The sequence below is a fragment of the Halanaerobacter jeridensis genome (genome assembly GCF_016908315.1).
Classification (GTDB): domain Bacteria; phylum Bacillota; class Halanaerobiia; order Halobacteroidales; family Halobacteroidaceae; genus Halanaerobacter; species Halanaerobacter jeridensis.
This window is the reverse complement of sequence record NZ_JAFBDQ010000020.1, coordinates 1-20724: the sequence shown is the minus strand read 5'-3', so window position 1 is coordinate 20724 and position 20724 is coordinate 1. Positions and strand designations below refer to the sequence as shown.

The following is a 20724-nucleotide window of genomic DNA, read 5'->3' as shown; positions in this document are numbered from 1 at the left end:
AATACAGGTTAATTACTGAACCCTCCTAATCCAAAACAGGATTTAGATAAAAATTAAGAGATGAATTTTAATTAATGATCTCTAGCCAATGCAATAGCCCAAAGCTCACAGCTCAAGACTTAGAGCTCATAAGCAAAACTAGGACAAACTTAAAGTAACGGATTAAAATGCCTAAACATAAACTGAAAATAGATAAAATTTAAAACTTAAATATGAGCTGATTCGTTTGGCTAGATTGGGGGTGGAAGAATGAGCAGATACATTGTTGAAGGTGGTATTCCGCTGCAAGGTGAAGTGGAGATTAGTGGTGCTAAAAATGCTGTGTTACCCATTTTGGCAGCTACTATTTTAGGTCAGGGTCAGTCAGTTTTAGAAAAAGTTCCTGACTTGCGTGATGTTCGAGTTATGAAAGAAGTGTTAGAAGAATTAGGGGCGAAAATTAATGAAACTAGTGAGGGGCTTGGAGTTGATACTAGTAGTCTCAATGCTTGTCGAATTCCTCCACAGTTAATGCATAAAATGCGGGCTACAGTATTTTTAATGGGACCACTTTTAGCTAGATTTGGGAAAGTGGAGTTATGTCAACCTGGAGGTTGTAATATTGGTTCGCGTCCGATTGATTTACATTTAAAAGGTCTGAGAGCTTTAGGAGTGCAATTTGAAGAGGAAGAAGGGTGTTTAACTGGAACTGTAGAGCAATTAAAAGGAGCTGAAATTCATTTAGATTTTCCTAGTGTAGGAGCAACAGAAAATATTATGATGGCAGCAACTTTGGCCGAAGGGCAGACAATAATTAATAATGTAGCTAAAGAACCGGAAATAGTTGACTTGCAAAATTTTTTAAATCAGCTAGGAGCTAATATTAGAGGTGCAGGAACAGATATGATTAAAGTAACTGGTGTTGAGCAGTTACATCCAGTGGAGTATGAAATTATTCCTGATCGGGTTGAAGCTGGTACTTTTTTAGTAGCAGGAGCAATTACTGGTGGTGAGTTAACTATAAAAAATGTAATTCCTGAACATATAGAAGCTATTATGGTCAAGTTGACAGAAGCTGGTCATCAGATAGAAGTTAAAAATGAAGAAGTAAAAATTAAAGCAGCAGCTCGCAGTAAAAATATTAATGTTAAAACTTTGCCTTATCCTGGATTCCCTACTGATATGCAACCACAGTTCATGAGCTTATTAGCTTTGGCCCAAGGACAGAGTATAATTACTGAAACTATTTTTGAAAATAGATTAAATCATGCGTGTGAATTGCAAAAAATGGGGGCTGAGATTGAAGTTAATAATAATCAAGCTATAATCACAGGTAGCAAGAACATTTCAGGAGCAGTGCTCAAAGCTGCTAATTTAAGAGCTGGAGCAGCATTATTATTAGCTAGTTTAGCTGCTAATGGTAAAAGTATAATAGAAAATATTTATCATATTGAGCGAGGATACGAGTGCTTAGAAGAAAAATTGATTAAATTAGGTGCTAATTTACATAAAGAAAAATCAGAGGGGGCATTAGATAATGTTAAATGATAAAACAATTGCTGTAATTAGAGGTGGTAAATCAGCTGAAAGAAAAATTTCTTTAAAGACTGGAAAAGCTATTTTAAATGCACTAAAAAGCAAAAACTATACGGTGGTAGATATTGATCCCAAAGAGGATTTACATCAGCAATTAGCAGATAATAAAATTGATATTGCTTTTATTGCTTTACATGGACGTTATGGTGAAGATGGAACAATTCAAGGTTTTTTAGAAATGGAAGGAATTCCTTATACGGGTTCTGGTGTTTTAGGCAGTGCCTTGGCTATGGATAAGGTTAGCTCAAAGCGTGTTTTTGAACAAATGGAAATTTCTACTCCAGAATTTATAGTGCTTAAAAAAGAAGAGTATTGTAATAATAAAGCAGATATAAAAACTAAAATTGAGGAAGAATTTTCATTGCCAGTAGTAGTTAAACCGGCCTTAGAAGGGTCTAGTTTAGGATTGTCAATTACTAAAGACCCAAGTGACTTATTGGGTGATATTGATCAGGCTTTTGATTATGATGAAGAGGTATTAATTGAGAATTATATTCCCGGACGAGAAATTACTGTAGGAATATTAGGGAATAAAGAATTAGAAGCTTTACCGGTAATTGAGATTAGACCACGAGAGGGAGTTTATGATTATGAGGCGAAATATACTAAAGGAGCAACTAAATTTATTATCCCAGCTGAGTTAGATGAAACTGTCTATGCAAAGGCTCAAAATTTAGCGTTACAAGCTCATCGAGCCCTCAACTGTCAAGGGGTCTCAAGAGTCGATATGCGTGTGAATCCAAATGGAGAAGTATATGTTTTAGAAGTTAATACTATTCCAGGTATGACAGAGACAAGTTTGCTGCCTCAAGCTGCTGCTAAAAGTGGATTAGAATTTCCAGAATTAGTAGAAAAGATATTGAAACTAGCAATTGAATAAATATTTTTAAACCGTGAGGATTGAACCTTGCGGTTTAAATTTGTCTTCTTAGCCTAGCTAAGAAGAAGGTATTTTATAGGAATGATTACTATTTAAAGAGATAAGTTAAAGTAAATAAATATTATCCTTAATTGAAAGGTTCACATTATTAGTAATTTGTGTTATAATATTTATGTAAGTCTGTTTCAAAGTAACTTTTGGATTAATGAACCTTAAAATGAGGTGAATATATGGACAAGTCAAAATTAGGTATTTTACTATTGTTATTATTTATAATAGGTATCGTTAGTTTTTTAAATTCAAATTATTTTACAGTAAAAAAAGTCCATATTACAGGAAATGAATTATTATCTGATAAATATATACTTAAACTTTGTAATTTAAATCGCAAAGTTAATATTTTTAATGTTCAGCAAGAAGGATTAGCAAATAAATTAGTAAATTTGCCTCAAGTAAAGGGAGCAATAGTAAAGAGAGATTTACCGCGAGAGGTATTTATAAAAATTAAGGAAAGAGTTCCAGTAGCTATAATTAGTGATAAATCATCATATGTAATAATTGATAAAGAAGGTTGGGTTTTAGATACTTTAGAGAATGCAAACAATAAGAAATATCCTTTGTTTATTGATAAAAATTTAAAGAAAAAGAAAAACAAAGTTGAATTAAATAAAAATTCTCAATTAGCTGTTGATTATTTGAGTAAATTATCTAAAAAATTATTAGAAGAAATCCAACAATTAAAAGTTCTCTCCTCAGGTGAGGTATTATTAATTCTTAGAGAAGGTGGTAGAGTAAATTTAGGTAAGGACTTTAGTATTGCTAAAAAAGCTAAGATTTTTAATAGAATCTATAATGATTTAGAGAAAAAAAAGGTTAAAGTTAAGTACATAAATTTGAAGTATAACCGTAATATTTTCATTAAAGTAAAAAAATAATTTCAATTGGAAACAAAAAAATGGATATAAAAAAAGGAAAACTAAGATATTTATTGAATTTAAGAGTAAAGGAAGACAAATTTAAAAACAAACAAGATAGTTTTTAGTCTGGTTTAATTATAGAAAGGAGGGCATTTAGTGGCGCCGCGAAATGTAGTTGCAGGTATAGATGTGGGAACGACTAAAATATGTACAATTATTGCTGAAGTTTCTGATGAGGAAATAACTGATATAATTGGGGTTGGGACTAGCCCTTCTAAAGGTTTAAAAAAAGGTATGGTTGTTGATATAGATGATACTGTGAAATCAATTGAAGCATCAGTAGATGAGGCAGAAAGAATGGCGGGACTAGAGTTAGAATCTGCGTTTGTTGGTATAGCAGGGTCTCATATTTCTTCACTGAATAGCCATGGTGTAGTGGCTGTAACGGGAGAAAATAAAGAGATTACTCATGAAGATATTGAAAGAGTTATGGATGCAACTAAGATTATTTCTATTCCGCCTGAGCGTGAGATAATTCATGCTTTACCGAGAGAATATATTGTTGATGGTTGTAAAGATATAAAGTACCCATTAGGGATGGCAGGAGTGAGATTAGAAGCAGAAACCCATATTGTTACTGGTTCTGTAACTTCTATTCAGAACTTAGCTAAAAGTGTTAATCGAGCTGGGATTGGAGTAGAAGATATTGTACTTCAGCCTTTAGCTGCTAGTAAAGCTGTTTTATCAGAAAGTGAAAAAGATCTAGGAGTGGTGCTCGTAGATATGGGAGGTGGGACTACAGATATTGCTGTATTTAAAGAAGGTAGCATTTGGTATACGGCTATTTTGCCTGTCGGTGGTGATCATGTTACAAGTGATATAGCTGTAGGCCTCAGAACTCCTAAGACTAATGCTGAAAAAATAAAAATCATACATGGTTCGGCTGAAGCTAGGTTAGTTGATGCAGATGAAGAAATTGATATTGTAGATACTTCTGGAGCACAACAGCGAACAGTTTCACGCCAAAGATTGGCTGAAATTATAGAACCTCGGATTGATGAAATATTTACTATGGTAAATGATGAATTGAGGAAAGGAAAATGCCAAGATTTGGTTCCAGCTGGAATGGTAATCACTGGAGGAGGTTCGTTGTTGAAAGGATTGCCTGATTTTGTATCACAAAAATTAGAGATGCCAGTTAGAAGTGGCAAGCCTAATAATTTGGATGGCTTATTAGATTACTTAGATGGCTCTATATATGATTTAGGTGAAGATTATAATCATATGTCTGAAGAAAGTGGAGCAATCTTTTCTACAGCAGTAGGATTAGTTCGTTATGGTGCAGAAATGGGATTAAATGATGTATCCCAAAATCAAGATGAAGATAAATTGATGGAAAACTTTATTAATAGGGTTAAAGATTGGTTTAAAAGTGTGTTTTAATTCAGGAGATTAAGGAGGGACATTATAAATGTCAACTTTCGAATTTGATTCAGAAATGGAACAATTTGCTGATATAAAAGTTGTAGGAGTAGGCGGTGGTGGGAATAATGCTGTTGACCGCATGATTGATTCAGGACTTAAAGGTGTTGAATTTGTAGCAGTTAATACTGATGGTCAAGCTTTAGTTTCCTCTAATGCTGAGATCACTTTACAGATTGGAGATGAATTAACTAATGGCTTAGGAGCAGGTGCTAATCCTGAAATTGGTGGTCAAGCAGCTGAAGAAAGTGAAGATATGATCGCTGAAACATTGGAAGGTTCAGATATGGTATTTATTACAGCAGGAATGGGCGGTGGAACTGGTACAGGAGCGACTCCAGTTATTGCTGAAATAGCTAAAGATTTAGGCTCTTTAACAGTTGGAGTTGTGACTAAACCATTTACTGTTGAAGGTCGTCAGAGAATGAAAAAAGCTCAAAATGGGATTGAAAGATTAAAAGAAAAGGTTGATACTTTAATTATTATTCCTAATGATCGTCTATTAGATGTCGTAGAGAAACAGACTAGCTTAGTAGAAGCATTTCAAACTGCTGATGACGTGTTAAGACAAGGCGTACAAGGTATTTCTGATTTAATAACTATTCCGGGCTTAATTAATCTTGATTTTGCTGATGTAAAAACAATTATGACTGATGCAGGTTCTGCTTTAATGGGTATTGGAACTGCTACAGGTGATAATCGAGCTGTTGAAGCAGCTAGAACAGCAATTGCTTCTCCGTTATTAGAGGCTTCAATTGAAGGTGCAAAAGGAGTATTATTAAATATTACTGGTGGTTCAGATTTAGGATTACATGAGGCTAACGAAGCGGCGAAGGTTATTTCTGAAGTAGCAGACCCAGAAGCAAATATTATTTTAGGTTCAGTAGTAGATGAAGAATTAAATGATGAAGTTAAAGTTACAGTTATTGCTACGGGTTTTGACCGTGGAGAACAAGAACAACCTGCTGAGCAGTCAGTTGAAGAAGAAGAAAAGTCAGAATCTAATAGAAAAAAACAACAACAAAAGCCAGAAGATGATTTTGATATTCAATCTTTTGGAGATGATGATTTAGATATACCCGCATTCCTGCGGAGAAATAAGAATAGATGATTTCAAATCTCGATGTCCCTAGGGGCATCGAGATTTTTTATTTCGACAAGAAAATATAAGATGTAGTAATAAAATATAAGATGTAAGAGAAAAAATGATAAAATTCAATAATTGCTAAATTATTGTCGAAAACAGTTTTTTAATGGTGATTTAATAGTGCTTAGTTTATTTGTTTTATTAGTTATATTTTTAATGTCTTATAACATATTTATTATATAGGGAAGGATGGGGATAATTACTGCATGAAATTAGTTGTTTATTTAGATTTATTATTAGGTGTTAATTTAATGATGAATTATTTATTACTATGGGCTGCAGCTAAATTATCAGATTTAAAATATAAGATTTGGCGTTTGTTGTTAGTTTCATTATTAGGTACTTGTTATACAATTTTAGTTATTTTACCGCAATTTAGTTTTTTAAACCGGATTTTTATTCATATTATTATTTCTATGCTCATGATTTTAGGTTCATTTGCTCCTTTAAAAGTAAAAAAGTTTTTTAAGGTAGTAGGTTACTTTTATTTAATTACTTTTGCTACTGCAGGAGGTATTTTAGCTCTCTATAATTTAACAGGTGGTTCGCCTTTAAATAGCTTAGCTGGAATTTTAAGTATTTCACCTGATAATTTATGGCTAATAATTTTTGCTTCATTATTTATTATTATTATTGGACAATTTGGTTGGATATTTATTCAACAAAAGATACTACCGAATATTTTTTGTTTAGGAATTGAAATTACTTTTGGTGAACAAGTTGAAGAACTAGTTGCCTTAGTAGACACTGGTAATCATTTGCAAGATCCCTTAACTAAGATTCCAGTGATTGTAGTAGAATTAGAAGCATTGGCTGATTTATTGCCAGTAGAAGTAATTAAATTATTAGAATCAGCTGAAGCAGATCAAAGTTTATTATTTGAGCAAGATATTGAAACATCTTGGGCCAAACGTTTTAGATTAATTCCATTTTCTTCTTTGGGAGCAGAAAATGGAATGCTGATCGGATTCAGGCCTGATGAAATTTTAATTAAAACTAAAGAAGAGGAATTAAGTACTGATCGTGCTATAATAGCGTTAAAAAAGGGTAAATTAAATCAAAATGATGACTATCAAGCTTTATTAAATCCGGAATTATTTAAGATGTCTGGAACTTAAGTTTAAAAAATTAATTAGGAGGAATTTTCTGATGACTAAGGTGTTAATGAAAGTAAGTTGGAAACTTAGATTATATGTGATTAAGTTATTACAAATTTTAGGGCTTTATCAAGCCAAAAAAATATTTTATGTAGGCAGTAGTCAAACTCTGCCACCCCCTCTGTCTAATCAAGAGGAAGACTATTTATTGGCTAAATTAGAGGAGGGAGATAAGACGGTTAGAGGGGTATTGATTGAACGTAATTTGCGTTTAGTTGTTTATATTGCTCGTAAATATGATAATACGGGAATTGATATTGAAGATTTAGTATCTATTGGAACGATTGGATTGATTAAAGCAGTGAATACTTTTGATGTAAGTAAAAATATCAAACTTGCTACTTATGCTTCACGATGTATTGAAAATGAAATTTTAATGTATCTTAGAAAAAATAATAAGAAAAAATCAGAACTATCCTTTGAAGAACCATTAAATGTAGATTGGGATGGGAACGAGTTGAAATTATCTGATGTATTAGGAACAGATATAGAATTAATTTATAAGTATATTGAAGAGGAAGTAGATAGAGAATTATTATTAGAGGCGATGGAAAGTTTAACCCAACGAGAGCGAAAAATCATGATTTTACGTTTTGGGTTACGCAAAGACAAACAAGAATTAACTCAAAAAGAAGTAGCTGATGTTTTAGGTATTTCTCAATCTTATATTTCCCGTTTGGAGAAACGGATTATTAATAAATTACAAAAACAAATTAAAAAAATGAAATAATGGGGGCGATGCAAATGAAAATGATAGGTAATGAGGTTCTTACTAGTGCAGAGTTGATGAAAGAGTTTTTTGCTATGTCAGAGAGAATGATTAATAATATTTCAGAAAAGGTAAGATATGAAAAGATCTGTGAATATCTAATAGATGCTGGAGCTAAGAAGAAAGAGAAGCGGCTTGAAGAATATGCTAAGCATGAATTTTTAGAACTAGAAGGAGATATGTATTTGATTCCAACAGAGATATTTGATGAATTAGATGAGAGTTGGATTAAGGAATTAGAGGCTGTAGAAGAGGATAGTGGTACGCATAAGAGTAATTCTAAAGTTGCTAGCTAAAGACTGATATAAAAATTAGAAGTTTAACTTATATATTCTAAAAATATACTATAAAAATCAACTAATTGGGGGAATTGAAATGAAATTAATGAATGATGAAATAATGACTAGTGCAGAATTGATGCAGGAGTTTTTTGCTATTTCAAAACGCAAGATTGATAATATGCCAGAAAAGATGAGATATAAGAAAATTTGTGAGTATTTAATAGACTCGGGAGCAGAGAAGAGAGAAAATAAATTCAAAGAATGGACTAGACATCAATTTTTAGAATTCGAAGGCTATATATACTTGATTCCCACAGAGATATTTGATGAGTTAGACGAAAATTGGCTTAAGGAATTAGAAACAGCATAAGAAAATAGTTCTAATCAGCAAAGTAAGTCTATAGAGGTAGGTTGAAGACAAATCGCGAGTTATTATAGCTCGCGATTTGTCTATATAAAGTTGCACTTTCAGTGCAACTTTATAGTGACGAGTAAAAAGTAATCAGTAATGAGTAAAAACCTTAAAGTCAAAACCTCAAACCCCATTTAAATTCCTTTGAAATGAAAGGTTTTGAACTTGATTTTGACTTTGTTTTTGATTTTCTACTCATCACTCTTTTCTTATTACTTGTTACTATAAAACTTCACTTACAAAGTGAAGTTTTATATAGATAAGTTGTTGAAGACCTTGGTTAATTATAATACAATTAATAATATAAGCGCATTGTAAATGAAATAAACTATGATGGAAAATATTACAAATACTCATAATCACTCTATTAGTATTTGTAATTAATTTTTCAGGACAAGCTGCGGAATATAAAAGATATTTATGGTTGTAAAATCAAAGTAGAAAATGAAAAGAGAGTACCTTTTATGATACTTAATAGCAAGAAATAGTTTGAAAAATAGGCATAATGTAGTAAATGAAATATAAATATGTTATAATATATTAAAGGGCAATTATTCATTGGGCTTATGGATGAGAGATAATAAGCGAAGTAGGAATTTCTAAAAGTAGATTGTTGTTTAGTTTAAAGTATATGGATATATATGGCTAAATTGAATTAAGAGGAGATGGGATTAATGGGTATAATAAAGAATAAACTGCAACTGCTGAGTGTTTTGTTAATTTTGGTATTAGTATTAGGAGGTTGTACAAATACGCGTAATGAAAAAGAGGAGTTTATAACTAGTACGGGTTCTTTAAGAGTAACTGTTTATTTACAAAATATTATTACTAATAATAGTAGTTCAGCTTTAGCAGTAGAAGACCAAATTGATTTATCTAATGTTGAAATAACTATCACTAACAATGAAAATCACAATTTAGTGGAACAAGATGATAAAGATGTGAGTGCAGATGCATCAGAAGTTGTTTTTAGCTTTGATGACTTAAGTTTGGATGATAGTTATGATATTGAAGTTAAGGTTAAAGATGATGAAGGACATTATGTTTACCAAGGCAGTGACCAAGCAGTAATCAGTAGTACTGATGCTACTAAATCAGTTGATGAGCTACAGTTTTTAGCAACTAAAAATGTAATAGTTGATTTGCATAATTTACCTTCTGATGTAGATTCAGGAACGGTAAGTTTAGTCACTAAAAATGCAGGAACATATACAGAAGAAATTAATGTTAACCCTAAAGATAATAGTGCAGTAGCTAATTTTAGTGCTCAGAACATAGAAGTAGGACAATATAATTTGAAGTTATCTTTAAGCGCCAAGGAAAATGAAGTTTTTAGTGATACTAAATCTGAATTAGTAGTTTTACCTAATCAAGTAACTAAAATTAATTTGGATTGTAAAAATGGCAGTGGTGGCTTAGGAGTTAGTGTAGTTTGGGAATCAGCGCCGGAAGCACCGCAACGCTTTTCAACGCAAATATTAGGTGATACCCAGGTGAAATTAAATTGGAAAGATGAAAATCTCAAATATAATATTTATCGTAGTCAGACTAATAATTTTTCTCAAGCCAATAAAATTTCATTTGTAGTAGAACAGAATACCTATTTAGATCAAAATATAGAAGATGATACAAATTATTATTATTGGATTAAGGCGGTAGCTGAAAGTGGAATTAGTAGTGATGTAGTTGGCCCTAGAAAGGCTTCTATCCCTGAATTTTCTGGGAGTAGAATTTATTATTACTCTGCTCAAAACAAATCTCCGAGCATTGTAGTTGAGACTGAAAATGGAGAAAACATTACTGAGAAAATGGGGTATAGTAATACTCAACCTGCTAAAATGAAAGCAGCAGCAGAGGCACCACAAAATTGGTATTTATTTAAGATTGCTGATAGATATCTTCCTCAGAGTAAAGAAGAACTAGTAATTCAGTTTGATGGGAAAGAAAAAGAAATTAATTCAACTTCAACAGAGAATGCTTGGTATGACGGTGATAAATGGCATGCTAAACCACCTTATAAGTTGAGTAAACCTCAAATTTCAATTACTCCTGCTGGAGGAATTTATCCTGGTAGTCAAATTATAACCATTAATGTATCTGGTGCTCATATTACCTCTAAATCTGCTGAGTTAGCTGGAACTAAGATTGATTTGCAGGGACAAGAGACTAAAATACAATTGAAAGATTACTTGAAGGAAGTTGGAGAATCTGCTACTTTAGAAGTGAGCGCTGTTAATTCAAAAGGAAGGTCTGAAAAAAGTTTTGAATTTAAGAGAATTAAAGAAGAATCTCAAACTTTAGAACAAGGATTTAGTTGGCAAAATACAACAGCTTATTATGTTTTATTAGATAGATTCTATAATGCTAACACTGAAAATGACAATTCTTATGGACGGCCTCAAGTAGATGCTATGGGTAGTAAAATTGGTACTTTTCATGGTGGAGATATTGTAGGCTTAACTGAAAAAATTAAAGCAGGATATTTTGATAAGTTAGGTGTAAATACTCTTTTTATTAGTGCTCCGTATGAACAGGTCCATGGTTTTGTAGGTGGAGGTAAAAAGGGGGAATTTGCTAAATATGCTTATGATGGATATCACGCTTTAGATTATACAGCAATTGATAAAAATATAGGAACAGTTACTGAATTTAGAAAATTTATGAATACAGCTCATAAACATGATTTGAGAGTGGTAATGGATGTAGTGCTTAATCATCCTGGTAAAAATACAATTCAGGATATGAATCAATATAATTTTGGTAATTGGGTTGATAAATCTTTAAGTAACAATTGGGCTCCAACTAGTAGTGGTAGTTGGGTAGATTATCAAAATAAGATTGATTATACAAGTGGGCAATCTAAATGGGCTAATTGGTGGGGGCCAAATTGGATTCGCTATGACTTACCTGGCTATGATTCGGAAGGCAAGGATAAGTTGACTAAAAATTTGCATGGGTTCCCGGATTTTAAAACAGAAGTTAATACAGACCAAGGATTACCACCAGTATTGAAAACGAAGTGGCAGCAAGAAAAAAATAATCATCAGCAGTGGATAATTCCTGAAGCGCAAAGTTTAAGAAAGGATTTAGGAATTGCTCCTAGAGATTATTTAATTAAGTGGTTATCAGCCTGGGTTAGAGAATTTGGAATTGATGGATTTAGATGCCGGGCAGTTTCTAATGTAGGTAAAGAGAGATGGGGAGAGTTAAAAGGAGCAGCCCAGCAAGCTTTAAAAAATTGGCGTCAGAGTCATCCTCAATCTCCTGGAGCTAAATGGAATGAAGATTTTTGGTTGTTAGGAGAAGTTAATAATCATGGTGTGGTAAAGAATGATTATTATAATGATAATAATCAAGACCAAATGACAGATTTTGATGCTTTATTAAATACTCATTTTTCTAATCAACAATCTATAGAGCAGATAGGTCAACTCTGGGGTAATTATGCAATTAAGATCAATAATGACGACCACTTTAATGTATTAAGCTATATTTCATCTATGAATCGCGGTTTGGCAGGAATGAATGACAAAATTACTGCCGGAACTAAATTATTATTAACTCCAGGGGCTGTACAAATATTTTATGGAGATGAAATTAATAGAAGTGCTCCGGCTTATTTAACCCCTCAACAAGCAGCCAAGGCTGATTATCCTTGGGATAAACAAAAGCAAAAAGTATTGCGGCACTGGCGAAAATTAGGGCAGTTTAGGAAAGAACATCCAGCTGTAGGTGCAGGTCAACAAATAGAGCTAGCTAAGAACACTTATGGGCGAACTTGGGATCGGGATAATGATGGAAGAATTGAAGATAAAGTAGTATTTAAAGTTAATGCTAACGGCCGAGAAAAAGTTAGAGTAAAAGATATATTTGCAGATGGAACAGAAGTCCACAATTTCTATACTGGTCGGACTGCTGTGGTGAAAGATGCTATGGTGCAATTTGAAGCAGTTAATGGAGTTATATTGATTGAAAAATTTGCTGGGAAAAGTATAGAATAAAAATTTAATGAAAAATAGATAATTGATTTTAAGCTCTAGTTTTAGTGATATTCACTAAAACTAGAGCTTTTTTTAGGTAAGAGATGGAGATTGTTGTTAAAATAATTGATGATTCCAGTTGTAATTGCTTCAGCAATTTTTTCTTGTTCTTGGGAATTAGTAATTCTTTTTCTATCTTGAGGATTACTGATAAATCCTACCTCTATTAAAACGGCAGTAATATTGCTTTCTTCAAGAACATAATAGGGAGCAGTTTTAATTGTGCGGTAATTCTTAGGTTGAATTTTAAGTAATTGTTCTTGGATAGCTGATGCTAATTTTTTTCCTTCCTTAGAGCCTTCACTATAATATGTTTCTCCTCCAAAAGATTTAGAACTAGGAAAACTATTGACATGGATACTAATCAATAAATCAGCTTGTGAAGTATTGGCCACTTTAATTCTATGCCGCAGATCTTTTTGTCTATTATTTTGATATAGTTTATCTTTATTGCGGGTTAATTTGACCTGAACATTGCTATCGCTTAGTTTTTTAGCTAATTTTTTAGCAATAGCTAAGTTAATATTCTTTTCTAAGATTTCTTTGTGATGGGCTCCAGAATCCATACCACCATGACCAGGGTCAATAATGACTTTTTTATTCAATTGGCCATTAACTGTAATAGCGTTATTAGTAAAATTGATAAGCAAATTTGCACTGAAACTAATAACAAAAATAATAATTAAAAATAGAAAAATTTTATTAATAGAAATAAATAAAAACCAAATTCTTTTCATTTTTTTCACTCCTTATCTATGGGGGATATAAAATTATATGAGAAACGATTGGCAATAATTAGCAGTAAAAATTTCCATTTTGTTGGAAAGGTGATAATTAGGTTTATAATTGCATAAATAGATAGCAGAGTAAGTAAAAGGAGAGGAGATAACATGGAAATTGAGTTAGCTAAACGCGATTTATTGATTTTATGTTTAGTATTTAGTATTAGTTTTTTCTTATTGGGATTATGGATTGATGATTTTAATTTACCTGAAGCGATGAGAGTTAGTAGTAATCGCTTGGTACCAATTTATAAAGTAGATACACCAGAAAAGAAAGTAGCTATTACTCTTGATGGAATGTGGGGGGCTAAAAAAACCCCTGAAATACTTAAAACATTGCGTGACCATGATGTAAATATCACTTTTTTCTTTGGGGGTAATTGGTTGGAGGAGAACCCTCAATTAGTTAAGGAAATAGCTGCTAATGGTCATGAAGTAGGGAATCATAGTTATACTCATCCTCATATGGCTCAATTAGGGACAGAAGAGATTATTCAAGAATTAAATAGAACGGCAGAATTGATTAAAGAACTAACAGGTCAGAAGCCAGATTTATTTCGCCCCCCTTTTGGAGAATATAATAATCGCTTAATTAAAACAAGTCGTCAACAGGATTATCATATAGTACAGTGGAGTATCGACTCATTAGATTGGAAAGATGTCAGTACAGAGTTTATTGTTAAAACAGTGATGAAAAATTTAAGTCCTGGAGAAATTGTACTTATGCATAATAATGGTCAAAATACTACTGAAGCTTTAAAAAAATTGCTTCCCAAAATTAAACAAGAAGGTTATGAAATTGTACCCTTATCTGAATTGATTTATAAAGATAATTACTATATAGAATCTCACTCTGGTTTACAAAAACAGCATAAAGGAGTTGAATAATTATGTCCCATAAAAAAATTAAATTTTTTTATTTGCCTTTAAATCGGCAAGTTATTTTTTCTTTGCTATTAACAGTTATTTTAGTTAGTTATGGAGTGATTGAATTTGATAATACTAAGTCAGAGCAGGCGGTGTTTAATCCGCAGCCTAAAGCTTATTATCAAGGGCCAAGTGATAAAGATCAAATGGCATTAGCAGTTAATGTAGCTTGGGGGACTGAATATATTCCACAGATGTTAGAAATTTTAGCTGATGAAGAGGTAGCAGCCACTTTTTTTTTAGTAGGTAATTGGGTGGAAAAATTTCCGGAGTTAGTAGTAGAAATCAAAGAAGCTGGTCATGAATTAGGTAATCATGGTTATCGTCATCGACATCCTCAAAAGTTAGTAGAAGAAGAATTAATTGCATTGATAAAAAAGAATGAAGATTTAATCCAAGATAATGCAGACTATAAAACTAGTCTATTTGCCCCCCTTATGGTGAAGTAGACCAAAGAATTGTTAAAGTGGCGCATAAGATTGGTTATAAAACTATTATGTGGACAGTTGATACTATTGATTGGCAGCGACCAGAACCGGAAGTGATAGTTGAAAGAGTAGTACCTAAAGCAGAAAATGGAGCGATTGTATTAATGCATCCGACTAAAGCAACTGTTGAAGCTTTACCTAAGATGATAGCAGGTTTAAAGGATAAGGGATATAAATTAGTTACGATTAGTCAATTGTTAAGTGAGTAATCAATAATATTCAATTACTCACTTAATTTAAATGATTACAGTTCGTTTGGAGGTGGTTAAATTTGTCTGGCGCAGTTTAATAATTACTTTTATTATTATTTTATTAACGGGATTGATATTAGGGATTATTGGAGAATTAGATAGAATCAGACGTATTATTTGGGGAGTAGAGCCTGAAGTTAAGTTTTATAATTATAATTTAGGAAGAAATCTCCGCAAAGAAGTAGTAGCAGTAATTAGTAGTTATGCTAAGCATAATGTAAGATATCCCCTGCCGGCAACAATTAATGAAGAAACTGGTGCTGTAATCCCTGGAACTGCGGGAAAAATCATTGACATTACAGCAACAGTTGATAAAATATTTAGTGCCCGAAGTAAAGAAGAAATAGAAGCAGTGGATTATAAAGTCATTCCTTATTTGCTAGCAGAAGATTTACTGTGCTTGACAGAAAAGATCTCTACGTATCAAACTCGTATTACTGGGTCGGAAAATCGCAAGGATAATATTAAATTAGCAACGCAATTGATTAATAATACTTTAGTAACTGCTGGGGAAATATTTTCATTTAATCAAGAAGTTAGCCCACGAACTAAAATAAGGGGTTTTAAAGAATCACCTCAAATAGTCCGGGGTAAATTAACTTTAGGAGTAGGTGGGGGTATTTGTCAAGTTTCTACTACTCTTTATAATGCAATTGCAAAGCAAAATTTAAAAATAGTTGAGCGACATCTCCATTCTAAAGAAGTAGGCTATGTTCCCCAGGGACAAGATGCTGCAGTTGCTTGGAAGTATTTAGATTTAAAATTCAAAAATACTTTGGATAATCCGATTATAATTAAAGCAGAAGTGAAAGGTGATTTGCTCAATGTAAGTTTATTAGGGAATAAAAATTAATCTATGTAGGAGGTATTTCGATATGGGAAATAGACAACGTGGTTTTGAACATGTAGTTGAAACAGCAAGAAAATATGATGAGGAAGGGTTTATTCCACAGCGAGCGACTGAAAAGAGCGCGGGATATGATATTAAAACTCCGATAGATTTGGAGATTCCGCCGCAGGATTATACTACTTTTTTCACTAATATTAAAGCTTATATGCAGGATGATGAAGTCTTAAAAATATATATTAGGAGTTCATTAGGGTTTAAACATGGTTTAATGCTTGCTAATAATGTGGGGATTATTGATGCTGATTATTATTCTAACCCTGATAATGATGGGAATATTGGGATTAGATTGTATAATAGTTCCCAAGAAAAGTTGTCTTTTAAAGCAGGTACTAGGATTTGTCAGGGGATCTTTGAAAAATATTTAACTGTAGATCAAGATCAAACGAAGAAAAGTAGAGAAGGTGGTCTTGGATCAACTGGTCGGTGAGATTGCTCTTGCCGATCTTTTTTATTTTTTTGTAAGTAATTATTTGCATTTTAAAGTGCATAAAATATAATATAAACTTCTTTATGATAGGTGGTGCTATAAAAAGTGAACTTAAGACAACTTCAGGGTAAAGAAATAATAAATTTAGCGACGGGAGAAAAACTAGGTTTAATAGCAGAAGTTGAATTGACTTTTGAGCAGGAAACAGGAAATTTGAATTCATTATTAATCCCAGTTGAAAAGGGGATTTTTGATTTCTTAGGGGAAGAACATTTTTTGGAAATACCTTGGGATTCTATTGTCAAGATTGGAGCTGAGGTAATAGTTATTAATTTAGGGAATGAAGAATGATTTTTTTATTTTGGATAAAAAATTTGTTTGTGCATAAGCTAAAATTAATAGTAGAATTAGGGGGGATAAAAATGGAGTTAGTTGTAGGGAGTTTTGAAGATTATTCTGCTGCTTATCAAGCAGTTATAAATTTAAAAGAAGTAGGTTTAACTGCTGATGATATTTCAGTAGTAAGTAAATGTACTGGAGGAGAAGATGTAGAATATGGGGCTTCTAAACAGTTTAATTATTTATAATCAAATATACTTATTTTGATGTATAAATAGATAGATTTTGGTTATATTATTAATAGATGATAAAAATGAAACTATCAATTAAAGAAGCAGCTAATTTTTTAGGAGTTGCAATTTCAATTCTGAGGCGTTGGGATAAAGAAGGGAAATTAGTTCCTGAACGTACTGTAGGTGGGCATAGAAGATATAGTGCGACTTGTTGCGATATGAGTGCGACTTGTTGTAATTTTAAAAGAATTGCCTAGTTATCAAGAGGATAATTAGAACTGAAAGACCTAAACAGTCAAATGATAGGGTAACGCCTTGAAGGGCTGTCGATAATACTCCGAATTGCATTAGTTATGTTAAGATATCTGATGTGATAAGCTCGGTGAAGTCGAGTGAGATTAATCCCTAATTTAATCATAAGATTGAAAGGAAATGTACCTAGAGGTAGGTAAGGTTAAGATAACTCGGTCGCCTATAAAATACCTATGATTAGAATGTGCTTGAATAGAGTACTGACGAATCTCTGAATGTACGGGTCTAAACGCAAAATAATCAGAAATGATTATATCAACAAAGTTTGAGGTGTGTGGGACAAGTAAGAATTCATATTATGAAAATCCTTATATACTCGTAGGGTATATATAAAACATACAGGCTTATAGGAGAGATTTAAGGGTATATGTAAAGGTGAGGTCTTTTGGAACAAGGAAAGCTAACAATATAGAGGTCTTAACACCTATGAAATAGTGGTATGAAAATCATAACATACCTTAATGTTGGTGAAAGGGTTGGCAGTAAATAGCCAATAGTTAATATTTTAAGTTATAAGATATATCGTTTTTGACATAAGGTTCTCGTAAGACTAAGAAAGGTGAAGTCTCTGTAAGGAGGTTTTAGCCGACTTATGACTGCGTTAGCAAAGGAACTCGTTGAGTGTCCAAAGAAACAGAAGCTAAGAAATAACGAGTACTATAATACCCAAGATATTCAGGATAAACTGTATAAGTATAGTCAAAAAGGTTATGATTTTAAGAATTTAATGGAGCATATAACTTCAAGGAAGAATATTTTACTTGCTTATCGTAATATCAAGAGAAATACGGGTAGTAAAACTAGAGGAACTAACAATACTACCATTGAGGATTTAGAGAAATGGACTTCTCAAGAGATAGTTGACTATGTAAGGAATAGGTTGGAATATTATCAGCCACAACCAGTTAGAAGAGAATATATTCGAAAGGATGATGGTAGAAAAAGACCTCTAGGAATTCCTACAATGGAGGACAGACTAATCCAACAATGTATAAAACAGATTTTAGAACCTATTTGTGAAGCTAAGTTTCACAAATATAGTTATGGTTTTAGACCCAATAGGTCAACAAAACACGCTATAGCTAGAATGGAGTACCTTACGTGGAATAGTAAATTACACTATTCAGTAGATGTTGATATAAAATCTTTCTTCGATAATGTAGACCATTCTAAGTTAAAAAAGCAATTGTGGGCTATGGGTATAAAAGATAAAGAGTTAATCTCTATACTAGGAAATATGCTTAAAGCTGAAATTGAAGGTGAGGGTATTCCAAACAAAGGAACTCCTCAAGGTGGAATTATCTCACCTCTATTATCAAATATAGTACTAAACGAATTAGATTGGTGGGGATCGGACCAATGGGAGACTTTTCAGCGTAAACAACAATATCATCCTAATAGTAAATACAGAGCATTAAAGAAAACAAATCTTAAAGAAGTATACATTGTTAGATATGCTGATGACCTGAAGATTATGTGCAGAGATTATGAAACTGCTAGTAAGATGAAAGTAGCCACAATTAAATGGTTAAAAGAAAGATTAAACCTTGATGTGAATAAAAAGAAGACTAAAATTACTAACCTTAAAAGAACCTATACAGAATTTTTGGGTATTAAATTGAGAGTTGTTAAGAAAGGTAATAGCTATGTGACAAGGACGAGAATAGCCAATGGAGTTAAAAAGAAACTTGCTGATAAATTGAAGAAACAAATCAGACAGATTAGACAGGAAACCACAACTAAACAGGTGTCAAAGTTAAATTCAATGATACTTGGTATGCACAATTATTATTCAATGGCTAGTCTTGTAAATAAGGATTTCTCAGAGATTGCCTTTTTAGTCAATAGAACCCTAGAGAATCGTCTTAGGTCAGTTTTAAGTAGAAAGGGGACTGAATCAAAGGCTTTCCTAAAGTTTTATAGAGAGTATAACTATAAATCTTATTATGTAGCGGGTATTAGAATATTTCCAATAGCAGGTGTAATATTTAATGCTCCTAAGAAATTCTCACAGGAGATATGTGATTACACCAGGACGGGAAGAGAGAAAATACACGAGAAACTCAGAAGTGTATCGCCAGTAGTGTTAAAATATTTAGTTGAAAATCCTGTTCAGGGTGAAACAGTAGAATACAATGACAACCGAGTTGCCAGATATTCTGGTCAAAATGGTTGTTGCTTTATTACTGGTATGCCTTTAGAAATTGGAGATGTAGAGTGTCATCATAAGAAACCACGAGATGATGGTGGTAAAGACACTTATAGGAACTTGTGTCTAGTTAAATATGATATACACAAGTTAATCCACGCTACTAAAGTAGAAACAATTAATCGCTACTATGATAAGGTGAAAGTGATTTTTGATGAAGATGCCTTGAGTAAACTCAACAAACTTCGAGCTAAGGCAGGAAATGATTGTATCGAACCAACTTAGACTATTATGGAACGCCTAGTGAGTTTGAAAATCTCACGCTAGGTGTGAAGAGGGGGAAAGGCTGAAAATGGGTAACACTACTATTGAAGGCTTACCTATCTCTATGCAAAAAGAAGTTAATTGCTTTTCAAACTAAAGAGGATAATCACAGCCGATTAACTATTGGCTATTGCAGATTTTCTAGTAATAGTCAAAAAGAAGATTTAGAACGACAAATAGATAAAGTTTCTAGTTATTGTACAGCTAATGGTTATCAATTCAGGATTATTAAAGATATAGTTAGTGGTCTTAATTATAAGAAAAAAGGACTTAAAGAACTTATTAAATTAATTGAAAGTAGGGAAATTGGAAGAATTGTAGTGAATTATAAAGATAGACTTATCAGGTTTGGTTATGAAATGTTTGAACAGATATGCGAGTTAAATGATGTCAAAATTGAAATAATAAACTATACTGAAGATAAAAGTTATCAGGAAGAATTAGTAGAGGATGTATTGTCAATTATTACAGTATTTTCAGCTAAATTATATGGAAGTCGAAGTCATAAATCTAAAAAAATTAAGACAAGTAATAAAGAATTATTTACTATTGATTAACTATTTTAAAGTTAAAGGAGAAGAATAGATGCTGCGCACAAGCAAAATATTAATCAAAGATCAAGACTTTAAAGAATTTGCAATTGATAAGGTATATCTAACCCGACATTTTGAGAATATGCTGCTTATTTTACTAGAGCAAGATTATAAACAAGAGATTGGGGATAGAAAGTTGATCTCTAATCCTTATGTAATGAGAGCAGTGATTAGAGATACCAAAGGTGGGAAACATGCTGAAAAAGTAGCCTACATGAAAGAAAAATATAAAGGTCATGATCTAATGCAGGATTTAATTGAAGTTGGGAAACAACTTAAAAAAGATAACCTCGTCATGACTATTAGAAAAGTACGAGGTAATTTTAAAT

19 protein-coding genes and 3 pseudogenes are annotated in these 20724 nt (G+C 32.4%); 21 read left to right on the top strand and 1 reads right to left on the bottom strand.

The window, feature by feature from the left end; genetic code table 11:
* The first annotated feature begins 249 nt into the window (after positions 1 to 249).
* From murA to JOC47_RS13730, 10 genes are all read left to right on the top strand, one after another.
* Entirely contained in the window at positions 250 to 1527 is a 1278-nt protein-coding gene (murA, locus tag JOC47_RS13775) for a UDP-N-acetylglucosamine 1-carboxyvinyltransferase (RefSeq protein WP_204702840.1), read from the top strand.
* The gene (locus JOC47_RS13770; protein ID WP_204702838.1) at positions 1517 to 2455 is read left to right on the top strand and encodes a D-alanine--D-alanine ligase family protein; all 939 of its coding nucleotides are present in this window, start codon (positions 1517 to 1519) and stop codon (positions 2453 to 2455) included. Before murA ends, JOC47_RS13770 begins: the two co-directional genes overlap by 11 nt.
* 230 nt (positions 2456 to 2685) lie before the next feature.
* Complete coding sequence (locus tag JOC47_RS13765) at positions 2686 to 3390, top strand: cell division protein FtsQ/DivIB (RefSeq protein WP_204702836.1); 705 nt, start codon at positions 2686 to 2688, stop codon at positions 3388 to 3390.
* A 138-nt stretch (positions 3391 to 3528) separates the two neighbouring features.
* On the top strand, positions 3529 to 4815 hold the full coding sequence (gene ftsA, locus JOC47_RS13760; RefSeq protein WP_204702833.1) for a cell division protein FtsA: 1287 nt from the start codon (positions 3529 to 3531) through the stop codon (positions 4813 to 4815).
* 28 nt (positions 4816 to 4843) lie between these two features.
* Entirely contained in the window at positions 4844 to 5965 is a 1122-nt protein-coding gene (gene ftsZ / locus JOC47_RS13755; RefSeq protein ID WP_204702831.1) for a cell division protein FtsZ, read from the top strand.
* A 242-nt stretch (positions 5966 to 6207) separates the two neighbouring features.
* Positions 6208 to 7119: a sigma-E processing peptidase SpoIIGA gene (gene spoIIGA, locus JOC47_RS13750; protein ID WP_204702829.1), complete on the top strand. Its 912-nt coding sequence runs from the start codon at positions 6208 to 6210 to the stop codon at positions 7117 to 7119.
* 46 nt (positions 7120 to 7165) lie between these two features.
* On the top strand, positions 7166 to 7888 hold the full coding sequence (sigE, locus tag JOC47_RS13745) for an RNA polymerase sporulation sigma factor SigE (RefSeq protein WP_439109079.1): 723 nt from the start codon (positions 7166 to 7168) through the stop codon (positions 7886 to 7888).
* Between the two features lie 14 nt (positions 7889 to 7902).
* Complete coding sequence (locus JOC47_RS13740) at positions 7903 to 8223, top strand: hypothetical protein (RefSeq protein WP_204702825.1); 321 nt, start codon at positions 7903 to 7905, stop codon at positions 8221 to 8223.
* A gap of 79 nt (positions 8224 to 8302) precedes the next feature.
* Entirely contained in the window at positions 8303 to 8578 is a 276-nt protein-coding gene (locus tag JOC47_RS13735; RefSeq protein WP_204702823.1) for a hypothetical protein, read from the top strand.
* A 716-nt stretch (positions 8579 to 9294) separates the two neighbouring features.
* On the top strand, positions 9295 to 12621 hold the full coding sequence (locus tag JOC47_RS13730; protein ID WP_204702821.1) for an alpha-amylase family glycosyl hydrolase: 3327 nt from the start codon (positions 9295 to 9297) through the stop codon (positions 12619 to 12621).
* Positions 12622 to 12662: 41 nt separating this feature from the next.
* On the opposite strand, the gene JOC47_RS13725 is transcribed toward JOC47_RS13730, so the two are convergent.
* Positions 12663 to 13397, bottom strand: a complete 735-nt coding sequence (locus JOC47_RS13725) for an N-acetylmuramoyl-L-alanine amidase family protein (protein ID WP_204702819.1) — start codon at positions 13395 to 13397, stop codon at positions 12663 to 12665.
* 153 nt (positions 13398 to 13550) lie between these two features.
* Between JOC47_RS13725 and JOC47_RS13720 the strand changes: the two genes are divergently transcribed.
* The 11 genes and pseudogenes from JOC47_RS13720 to JOC47_RS13675 form a co-directional block, all read left to right on the top strand.
* Positions 13551 to 14330 carry a polysaccharide deacetylase family protein gene (locus tag JOC47_RS13720; RefSeq protein ID WP_204702817.1) on the top strand — a complete coding sequence of 260 codons (780 nt, stop codon included), beginning with the start codon at positions 13551 to 13553 and terminating at the stop codon, positions 14328 to 14330.
* A gap of 2 nt (positions 14331 to 14332) precedes the next feature.
* Positions 14333 to 14818: a polysaccharide deacetylase family protein gene (locus JOC47_RS13715; RefSeq protein WP_239551268.1), complete on the top strand. Its 486-nt coding sequence runs from the start codon at positions 14333 to 14335 to the stop codon at positions 14816 to 14818.
* A 17-nt stretch (positions 14819 to 14835) separates the two neighbouring features.
* Positions 14836 to 15066 (top strand): divergent polysaccharide deacetylase family protein, encoded by a 231-nt coding sequence (locus tag JOC47_RS15580; RefSeq protein WP_239551266.1) that lies wholly within the window; start codon positions 14836 to 14838, stop codon positions 15064 to 15066.
* Between the two features lie 52 nt (positions 15067 to 15118).
* Complete coding sequence (locus tag JOC47_RS13710) at positions 15119 to 15961, top strand: VanW family protein (RefSeq protein WP_338035356.1); 843 nt, start codon at positions 15119 to 15121, stop codon at positions 15959 to 15961.
* A 22-nt stretch (positions 15962 to 15983) separates the two neighbouring features.
* Positions 15984 to 16445, top strand: a complete 462-nt coding sequence (gene dut / locus JOC47_RS13705; RefSeq protein WP_204702813.1) for a dUTP diphosphatase — start codon at positions 15984 to 15986, stop codon at positions 16443 to 16445.
* Positions 16446 to 16550: 105 nt separating this feature from the next.
* Positions 16551 to 16796 carry a YlmC/YmxH family sporulation protein gene (locus JOC47_RS13700; RefSeq protein ID WP_204702811.1) on the top strand — a complete coding sequence of 82 codons (246 nt, stop codon included), beginning with the start codon at positions 16551 to 16553 and terminating at the stop codon, positions 16794 to 16796.
* Positions 16797 to 16867: 71 nt separating this feature from the next.
* On the top strand, positions 16868 to 17032 hold the full coding sequence (locus tag JOC47_RS13695) for a hypothetical protein (RefSeq protein WP_204702809.1): 165 nt from the start codon (positions 16868 to 16870) through the stop codon (positions 17030 to 17032).
* A gap of 65 nt (positions 17033 to 17097) precedes the next feature.
* Positions 17098 to 17217: pseudogene (locus JOC47_RS13690) on the top strand (MerR family DNA-binding transcriptional regulator); the annotation flags it as partial.
* A gap of 704 nt (positions 17218 to 17921) precedes the next feature.
* Positions 17922 to 19763, top strand: a complete 1842-nt coding sequence (ltrA, locus tag JOC47_RS13685; RefSeq protein ID WP_204702807.1) for a group II intron reverse transcriptase/maturase — start codon at positions 17922 to 17924, stop codon at positions 19761 to 19763.
* A 107-nt stretch (positions 19764 to 19870) separates the two neighbouring features.
* A pseudogene (locus tag JOC47_RS13680) lies at positions 19871 to 20359 on the top strand (IS607 family transposase); the annotation flags it as partial.
* A 28-nt stretch (positions 20360 to 20387) separates the two neighbouring features.
* Positions 20388 to 20724, top strand: a pseudogene (locus JOC47_RS13675) (IS200/IS605 family accessory protein TnpB-related protein); the annotation flags it as partial.

Excerpts from the sequence above, each read along its gene's own strand:
- murA (WP_204702840.1), top strand. The coding sequence starts at position 250 with ATGAGCAGATACATTGTTGAAGGTGGTATTCCGCTGCAAGGTGAAGTG.
- JOC47_RS13770 (WP_204702838.1), top strand. The coding sequence starts at position 1,517 with ATGTTAAATGATAAAACAATTGCTGTAATTAGAGGTGGTAAATCAGCT.
- JOC47_RS13765 (WP_204702836.1), top strand. The coding sequence starts at position 2,686 with ATGGACAAGTCAAAATTAGGTATTTTACTATTGTTATTATTTATAATA.
- ftsZ (WP_204702831.1), top strand. The coding sequence starts at position 4,844 with ATGTCAACTTTCGAATTTGATTCAGAAATGGAACAATTTGCTGATATA.
- spoIIGA (WP_204702829.1), top strand. The coding sequence starts at position 6,208 with ATGAAATTAGTTGTTTATTTAGATTTATTATTAGGTGTTAATTTAATG.
- sigE (WP_439109079.1), top strand. The coding sequence starts at position 7,166 with ATGAAAGTAAGTTGGAAACTTAGATTATATGTGATTAAGTTATTACAA.
- JOC47_RS13740 (WP_204702825.1), top strand. The coding sequence starts at position 7,903 with ATGAAAATGATAGGTAATGAGGTTCTTACTAGTGCAGAGTTGATGAAA.
- JOC47_RS13735 (WP_204702823.1), top strand. The coding sequence starts at position 8,303 with ATGAAATTAATGAATGATGAAATAATGACTAGTGCAGAATTGATGCAG.
- JOC47_RS13730 (WP_204702821.1), top strand. The coding sequence starts at position 9,295 with ATGGGTATAATAAAGAATAAACTGCAACTGCTGAGTGTTTTGTTAATT.
- JOC47_RS13725 (WP_204702819.1), bottom strand. The coding sequence starts at position 13,397 with ATGAAAAGAATTTGGTTTTTATTTATTTCTATTAATAAAATTTTTCTA.
- JOC47_RS13720 (WP_204702817.1), top strand. The coding sequence starts at position 13,551 with ATGGAAATTGAGTTAGCTAAACGCGATTTATTGATTTTATGTTTAGTA.
- JOC47_RS13715 (WP_239551268.1), top strand. The coding sequence starts at position 14,333 with ATGTCCCATAAAAAAATTAAATTTTTTTATTTGCCTTTAAATCGGCAA.
- dut (WP_204702813.1), top strand. The coding sequence starts at position 15,984 with ATGGGAAATAGACAACGTGGTTTTGAACATGTAGTTGAAACAGCAAGA.
- JOC47_RS13695 (WP_204702809.1), top strand. The coding sequence starts at position 16,868 with ATGGAGTTAGTTGTAGGGAGTTTTGAAGATTATTCTGCTGCTTATCAA.
- ltrA (WP_204702807.1), top strand. The coding sequence starts at position 17,922 with ATGACTGCGTTAGCAAAGGAACTCGTTGAGTGTCCAAAGAAACAGAAG.